Raw genomic sequence first — 6,438 nt, 5'->3', positions numbered from 1 at the left:
ATGTGGCAGCTCATCAAAAGAGTTAAGATTTTCTTGAATGCCGCTTCAGCAAATAGTTGGAAAGGAATAGGAAATATGAAATTCTCATAATTATGAAAAGTTATATATCTTTCTGCGATATCTGAGAGAGGAATGGTAGCAGTTTCAAACTCAGCCAATAATAGAAACGCCGTGTTCATTCTCACATTTTTTCTCCTTTCTGATATCCATTCCACAAAATCATTTTTGCCACCATTGCAGGTGTTGCCAAGTCACTGAGTGTTGCTTCAAGAATAATGGTGTACAGCAGCGTAGTGATAGGGTTGGGTTAAAATAGGTTTAACTAAAATATTTCGCAGGATTCAGAACAGGAACCGGTATCAAATCGTTTAGCTGCTATCATTTCGTGATAGAGGTTTTGATAATCCTCATTTGAATACATCCGGGCTATTCCGTCTAATGACAAATTCCCTCTATACATTATTTCCTTGGGTGTTTTTCTATGACCATCCCTAACATGCTTCCCTTTAATGCAGTATTCCTCAAATACCATTTTCATTATTGGTTCATCCTGACAGGCCAGCCCTAGCTTTTTGTTGCTCTTTTTGATGCAGAACACGCAATTACCTAAATGCTCCGGTATTGTTAAATCAAAGGGTTGAGTCTGCCACCAATCTAAAATATCCTGCTTGTCAAAGTCTGAAATATCCGCCAAATAACTCACCCCCTCCTTGCGGGTTAATCTCCGTGGCTCGTCTGCTCGAATGCCAATCCATGTGTGGTAATTACCTCGCCCGAAATGGTCATTGCAGTAGGCATTGAATGGCCTCAGTTTCAGGCGGTCAGTGCAGAATGCCCCGCCGATGTAGGGTGTGCCGTATTTTTTCACCATCTCCTGAAATGGCTTTAATATCGGCATTCGCGTCTGAATGTCTTTCGGTTCCCAGACGATATAACCATTCGATGCACCTAGCTGAGGGTTAATATCAGCCTGTAAAACAACTAACGGGATATCCCAGAAACCTACAATGTTTCTCAGGAACTTGTAGGTTGATGGGTGCTCTACTCCCGTATCCATAAAAATGTAGCGGACATCTTCACCCTGTTTGCGGCGCTGCTCCATCAAATATACGAGGTATGCCGATGTCCTGCCGCCAGAGAATGAGACGACATTTATCATTGTTGTATCCTAGGGGTTACTCAGTTTCTATCTGGATTGCCGAGCACGGTGACTCGGTGTTGAAAGTCGGTGGTAAACTCTAAAAGGGGATATCATCGTCGAAATCCATTGGCGGCTGTTGCTGTGGCTGCCTTGGTGCCTCCAAAAATCCATTCGATTGCTGTCCTGAATAGTGTTGAGTGTTTGTTTTGCGCTCGTCTTTATCTTTTAGGTTAGCTACCATTTTATCGATAGTGGTGGCGGGTTTACCCTCTACTTTTTCAGCAATGGTCTGGCGAGTATCAGGATAGAACGGGATACGGATATCCATGCCGTAGGTATCATCACCATTATTTTTCGTCCTGAGTATTTTTTGTAATACTAGTCCAACTCGCTTGCCTGTGAATTCAGGGGCAATCAGGTTATCCACAGAAATCATATGACTGGTTACCTGACGAACCCCGCAACACCCCATAATGGCCTGCACCATACTTTGACCAAATGGATTGACTGAGCCATCTTTTTTCTTGCAGCAAATGCTCAGATAACTGACCTTTCGCCCGTCATCTGCCTCGCCAGAGAACTCAATAAACTCTGCACCATGCTGACTCTTGGTCAGTTTTGCCTCGCTAATGGTAATGACATACGCGCCGCTTTCGTTGATAAAGCCGCCTTGCCCGGCGTTCATTGCTGATTCTTGGTCGTAGGTAAAAATAACATTGTTCATATAGTTGTTTCCTCTGTGTGGGTTCCCAGATCGTAGTACTCATAAATAGCGTCATCTACGGCTTTCAGGTCGTTTTCAATTTCTGAGCTATCAAATAGCCCCATTGGTGATTTAACAGTGTCGAACCCGCTGTTTTGGGTGGTGAATAGATATTGTCCATCCCTGACCAAGGTTTTCAGCACGATAGTAAACATTCCTTCTATCGTTATTTTTTCATCCAGCATCTTGCCGATAGTCTTCATCTTCACTTTCCCCACCTGGGTTTCTTCCGTGTGTGAGAGAAAATAGATCCGCAAGTTGTCAGGCGTTTGTCTAATGGCACTATCAATCACGCTCCATGCGTGAGAGCCTATTTCAGTGAATTTGTCGAAGGATTTTTCTTCCGAACGGCGCATAAACTCATTCGCCATTAGGTACTGAAAATCGTCAACAATAACAACTAATTTCCCGTATTTAGCCGCCCCCTTAATGACAGCTATGATTTGTTGCCAGCTATCTGTGGAGCAAATAGCGCCAGCGGGGTTATCTTTATTAAAAGGTTTCCATGTTGCGGAACGAAACGGTAAGGGCTTCCTGACCGTTTGGATTAATAATGTCTCTTCCGGGTTCAGGTTGCGTAAACTGGTACTTTTCCCTGTACCAGATTCACCGAGTATGAGTGTTGCAGTTCCCATATCTGACTACCTCTCTAACCAATAACTGATGGTGAATTCAATATCAGGATCAATGTCAGGCTGTTTTAATAGCCACATAAAATAGCTGGGGTTAGTTTGCTTGACCTCTTCAAATGTCATGCCTTTGTGTTTTCCAAACTTGAACCTGTGCAGCAATGAGGGCTGATTGCTAATATCCAGCATTTCATTATCAGCCCAACCTGATTCATCCTTGATGCGTTTGAATAATGCTGCCGTGACCATGCAGTCATACAGTGCCCTGTGCGCGTGTAATCCCTCTGGTACAAAAACATCCAGTTTTAGCGCATACCGTAGATGTTGGTTACTGTGACTTTCCATGTCCGGCCACAAACGTTTAGCTAATTTCAATGTGCAGATAAATGGTGCGTCCATATCCGGCATCATGCGCGAATCGAAAGCGGCATTATGTGCAACCAGAAAATCGGCGCCTTTATATCTATCAATGACATCATCAATTAACGGGGAATTAGCTACCATGTCATCCGTAATATGGTGAACAGCCATTGCACCAATTGAGATTGGTTTTTGTGGATTAATGAAATGCGATTGTTTTTCGATATAGTTGATAATGTTATCTACGATATCAATACTGGCTACCTCAACAATCCCGCTATCCATGTCACATGTTTCCGTGTCTACTACTCTGTAAATTGTCAAAATTAATCTCCTGTCCAGATACCACCATGACGGCGGCTGGGTGAATCACCACGATAAAAATCGTGCTCTGTGTGGTGAGTTGCGCGATAATCCCGCCACGCCTGACGTCTCTGTTCGGCGCGTTGCTCTGCCATGTGCTGTGGCAACGGGGGATTAAATGCGGCTCGGTGGTTGATGTTCCATATCCTCTCTGCAATAACTCGTTCCTGAGCACTCATTATTGCGGGGTGATGACTGTTGGTAGTGATGGCAGCAACTAACTCCCTGAGATATTGCTGTCGCTCGGCGGGGTCTTTCGGCACATAACACCCTGTTGAGCGCCGATGATAGCCGTTCATGTGAAATCTCCCGCGAAATCCATATCGCTAGCTGACAATCCCTCCCTACCCAACACCTCACTCTGGTATACCAGTTCCCTGTGTTCGGCTATTTGCTCATCCGTGTATTTGCGTTTTTTCTGCTCTTCCTGAGCACCATGGGGGTTTTGGTTGAAATGTCTCATAATGGAACCTCGGCGAATTTGAGAGAGCGCTGGTTATACCGTTCCTTGGATTGGCGAATTTTTATCTCGTCCATTAAATAATTTAGTTCGAATTCGGATAGCTCTAATTCCTGAGCCATCCGCGCCATCTTCTCCATGCCATGACGCTTTTTAATTGGAAATGTTGCTAATGACATTGTTATTTCTCCTAAACCGGAATAAATACGAATAATGAGATGATGAATAGTGCAATTAGGCGCTTCCATGCGCGCCGATTCCTGACTGCCTGTGGTTTAGTGGGCACGACTGCGCACCCGTCGAACATGTTGTTACGCATGTAGTCCCTCGTTAGTAAAAACGATTAATTATTTTCGAGTTTGGATTATTAACTAGAGGTCAGGGCAATAAGTGCTTTTGCATGTAGTTCGGCGGATTCCCTATCTTTGTGAATTAATCCTTTATTTAATCTTCTATAATCGATAGCCACATTATCCCATTTATCTTCTTCATAAAGATCTTCATCTTCTTTATAATGGTCTATTACTTGTGGCATATAATAACGAGTGCCTTGCTTTAAAGGCTCCCTCACTGGCTCCGGCACCTCGTATTCCCCGATTTTGATAGTGCGGGGTTTTAATCTAAAATCAATCTCGGGATGAAAGCCGAAATCGTTCTCATGTTCCAACCAATCATTCCCATCCGCATATCTGTACTGGAAATACTCCCACGGCCTATCAGTAATATGAGACAATCTGGCGTACTCAGATATTAAATCGGCGTGAATGTGTTTAGGCATTGTTATTTCCTTATTTATTTTTGGAGAGGGAGCATAAAACCAATGTGTAACCCTTGTAGGGTCAAATTCACTATCATCATAAACGTCAAAAAAAGACGGATTATCATGGCAACAGTGAAGGAAATAGCCATATCTTATTTCACCTTCTGGAACAATATAAACAACGACATTCTCACATTCAGGTGGCGTGCTTTTTTTGATATCAATCCACTCCATAAATCCTCCTGTTAATCATCCAGAGCTGTGAATTCAATTTCTTCTAGGTCGTCAGAATCCTCAATACAGTCGTCATCAACATCAAATCCGTATTTATATGCGATTTCAATTAACTCATCGTTAATTGAATATTCCTTTTTATCAGATTTAATAAGCTGCTCATATTTATCGTAATCGGATTTATCCATTTCAACTCTTTTGCGGAGACGGACGATAGATTCTGCCGTGATTACTACTGTAATTTTATCACTCATTATTATTTTCCTACATTCAGGTAATAAAAAGCCCCGCATTGGCGAGGCTGGTGTTTAATTTAGCTATCGTTTAAATGTCAGCTAATGCTCATGATTAGAAAAAGTGTTTATTAATGTATGCTCCTGCCATGAATAATCCAGTACAGTCCAAGAAAATGACAATTACAAAAAATAAAAATACTAATGCTATTGGTGCACATATAATTCTAATTATTAGATTCTTACATTTATACACCCCATAACAAGATAATAATCCAATGGGGATAGTCAACCAAAAGTACCAAATAAACATAAACTCATACAATCCAAAGCCATAAAACATCTGTCACATTCCCTCATGATCCCTTATCGAATCCATGAATATATCAGAGTAACTCACCACAGCCCACTCAGAAATGAGCTGTAATTAGTTAACAACCATAGATAGCTTTTAGTTCGCGAATGCCACGGCGCTTGGATAACGCCCGTTGAATGCAATGTTTACGCAACCAATCATCATCACGAAAACGAATGGCTGATTGGCGGTCGCGTTTCAACATAGCGCGCAATTCGTTAATAAATTCGATATCCATATTCATACCCTCAGAATTAATATTGTTTATTTGGAATGAGCCTGTGTATTTATCCACCTCAGGCGGCAGTGGTTTCTCATGTACCCCTACAGTGAGAAATCGGCTAACATGTTCTCACCCCTACAAAAGTGAGAATTAATAATGTCTGATAATAAAGGTCTTATCGCCAAGATAACGGATACTCTTACTGGCGCAAGCTCTGCGGTAAGTGGCGTATTTGGTACTGTTCGTGATATTCAAAATATGAAAATTGATTATGAGGTGAAGTCAAAGACTTTTGATTTGCTTGATAAGCTAGGTGCTGTTCAGCAGCAACAAATATTACTTCAAGAGCTTTTGATGACTGCGAAGAACCGAATCGTTGAACTTGAACAAGAAGCCGACACCCGCGAGAAGTGGGAAAGTGAGAAATCTAACTATGAGCTTTTTCACCCTATAAAATCGACAGTTGTCTATCGGTTCAAGGTTCCGGCAGATTCCAATCAAGAGGCTCATTATCTTTGTACTAATTGTTATAGCTCGGGAATGAAGTCGATACTTCAACTTAAAACCTCCTCTTTGGCTTTTTCTACTTTTATTTGTCATAGGTGTAACTCTGACTATCAATTCGATAAGATTTATGCTTTTGATAGGAAGTAGCTTTATGGTCTGCTAAGTTAGCAGCTAACCCCTCGCCGTAACCCCGCCACTTTCCAATCTACGGCGGGTTTTGGTTTTGGTTCTCACTCGCTCTTTTGACGGAGTGCTGTTAACTGCCGGAATGAAACTGGTGAACACGTCGATAGTGTCACGTTCCTGTTGGGTTAAACGCTGTTTGGGTTCGCGGTTATTTCGAAAATTCTCGCGTTGTTGCTGCCGAGACTGAAAAAAGAATTTGTCGAGAATATTTTCCAGTGCAATAT

At 42.1% G+C, this 6,438-nt stretch carries 12 protein-coding genes and 1 pseudogene; 1 reads left to right on the top strand and 12 read right to left on the bottom strand.

The window, feature by feature from the left end; genetic code table 11:
- The 11 genes and pseudogenes from AAC854_RS20685 to AAC854_RS20635 form a co-directional block, all read right to left on the bottom strand.
- Positions 1 to 179, bottom strand: a pseudogene (locus AAC854_RS20685) (pyocin activator PrtN family protein); the annotation flags it as partial.
- A 143-nt stretch (positions 180 to 322) separates the two neighbouring features.
- A complete protein-coding gene (locus AAC854_RS20680; protein ID WP_340618750.1) occupies positions 323 to 1,159 on the bottom strand; it encodes a phosphoadenosine phosphosulfate reductase domain-containing protein in 837 nt (278 codons plus the stop codon).
- A gap of 79 nt (positions 1,160 to 1,238) precedes the next feature.
- Complete coding sequence (locus tag AAC854_RS20675; protein ID WP_340618749.1) at positions 1,239 to 1,865, bottom strand: DUF669 domain-containing protein; 627 nt, start codon at positions 1,863 to 1,865, stop codon at positions 1,239 to 1,241.
- Complete coding sequence (locus tag AAC854_RS20670) at positions 1,862 to 2,539, bottom strand: DEAD/DEAH box helicase family protein (protein WP_340618748.1); 678 nt, start codon at positions 2,537 to 2,539, stop codon at positions 1,862 to 1,864. Before AAC854_RS20670 ends, AAC854_RS20675 begins: the two co-directional genes overlap by 4 nt.
- A 6-nt stretch (positions 2,540 to 2,545) precedes the next feature.
- On the bottom strand, positions 2,546 to 3,217 hold the full coding sequence (gene exoX / locus AAC854_RS20665; protein WP_340618747.1) for an exodeoxyribonuclease X: 672 nt from the start codon (positions 3,215 to 3,217) through the stop codon (positions 2,546 to 2,548).
- 2 nt (positions 3,218 to 3,219) lie between these two features.
- A complete protein-coding gene (locus AAC854_RS20660) occupies positions 3,220 to 3,555 on the bottom strand; it encodes a hypothetical protein (RefSeq protein WP_340618746.1) in 336 nt (111 codons plus the stop codon).
- Positions 3,552 to 3,719, bottom strand: a complete 168-nt coding sequence (locus AAC854_RS20655; RefSeq protein WP_340618745.1) for a hypothetical protein — start codon at positions 3,717 to 3,719, stop codon at positions 3,552 to 3,554. Before AAC854_RS20655 ends, AAC854_RS20660 begins: the two co-directional genes overlap by 4 nt.
- On the bottom strand, positions 3,716 to 3,964 hold the full coding sequence (locus tag AAC854_RS20650; RefSeq protein ID WP_340618744.1) for a hypothetical protein: 249 nt from the start codon (positions 3,962 to 3,964) through the stop codon (positions 3,716 to 3,718). Before AAC854_RS20650 ends, AAC854_RS20655 begins: the two co-directional genes overlap by 4 nt.
- A gap of 119 nt (positions 3,965 to 4,083) precedes the next feature.
- The gene (locus AAC854_RS20645; protein WP_340618743.1) at positions 4,084 to 4,710 is read right to left on the bottom strand and encodes a hypothetical protein; all 627 of its coding nucleotides are present in this window, start codon (positions 4,708 to 4,710) and stop codon (positions 4,084 to 4,086) included.
- 11 nt (positions 4,711 to 4,721) lie between these two features.
- Entirely contained in the window at positions 4,722 to 4,964 is a 243-nt protein-coding gene (locus AAC854_RS20640; protein ID WP_340618742.1) for a hypothetical protein, read from the bottom strand.
- A 410-nt stretch (positions 4,965 to 5,374) separates the two neighbouring features.
- Entirely contained in the window at positions 5,375 to 5,536 is a 162-nt protein-coding gene (locus AAC854_RS20635; protein WP_340618741.1) for a hypothetical protein, read from the bottom strand.
- A 141-nt stretch (positions 5,537 to 5,677) separates the two neighbouring features.
- Between AAC854_RS20635 and AAC854_RS20630 the strand changes: the two genes are divergently transcribed.
- Positions 5,678 to 6,175 (top strand): hypothetical protein, encoded by a 498-nt coding sequence (locus AAC854_RS20630; protein WP_340618740.1) that lies wholly within the window; start codon positions 5,678 to 5,680, stop codon positions 6,173 to 6,175.
- Between the two features lie 24 nt (positions 6,176 to 6,199).
- Here AAC854_RS20630 and AAC854_RS20625 read toward each other — a convergent pair.
- A partial coding sequence (locus tag AAC854_RS20625; RefSeq protein ID WP_340618739.1) for a hypothetical protein occupies positions 6,200 to 6,438 on the bottom strand: 239 nt, incomplete at its 5' end.

It is taken from the genome of Xenorhabdus entomophaga, from assembly GCF_037996725.1.
In the GTDB taxonomy this organism is placed as follows: Bacteria; Pseudomonadota; Gammaproteobacteria; order Enterobacterales; family Enterobacteriaceae; genus Xenorhabdus; species Xenorhabdus khoisanae.
The sequence above is the reverse complement of the archived record's forward strand: the minus strand, read 5'-3'. Positions and strand labels throughout refer to the sequence as shown.

Bases quoted from the DNA above. Each gene is read 5' to 3' on its own strand.
- AAC854_RS20645 (WP_340618743.1), bottom strand. From the start codon at position 4,710: ATGGAGTGGATTGATATCAAAAAAAGCACGCCACCTGAATGTGAGAAT.
- AAC854_RS20680 (WP_340618750.1), bottom strand. From the start codon at position 1,159: ATGATAAATGTCGTCTCATTCTCTGGCGGCAGGACATCGGCATACCTC.
- AAC854_RS20670 (WP_340618748.1), bottom strand. From the start codon at position 2,539: ATGGGAACTGCAACACTCATACTCGGTGAATCTGGTACAGGGAAAAGT.
- AAC854_RS20630 (WP_340618740.1), top strand. From the start codon at position 5,678: ATGTCTGATAATAAAGGTCTTATCGCCAAGATAACGGATACTCTTACT.
- AAC854_RS20640 (WP_340618742.1), bottom strand. From the start codon at position 4,964: ATGAGTGATAAAATTACAGTAGTAATCACGGCAGAATCTATCGTCCGT.
- AAC854_RS20655 (WP_340618745.1), bottom strand. From the start codon at position 3,719: ATGAGACATTTCAACCAAAACCCCCATGGTGCTCAGGAAGAGCAGAAA.
- AAC854_RS20675 (WP_340618749.1), bottom strand. From the start codon at position 1,865: ATGAACAATGTTATTTTTACCTACGACCAAGAATCAGCAATGAACGCC.
- AAC854_RS20650 (WP_340618744.1), bottom strand. From the start codon at position 3,964: ATGGAAGCGCCTAATTGCACTATTCATCATCTCATTATTCGTATTTAT.
- AAC854_RS20635 (WP_340618741.1), bottom strand. From the start codon at position 5,536: ATGGATATCGAATTTATTAACGAATTGCGCGCTATGTTGAAACGCGAC.
- AAC854_RS20660 (WP_340618746.1), bottom strand. From the start codon at position 3,555: ATGAACGGCTATCATCGGCGCTCAACAGGGTGTTATGTGCCGAAAGAC.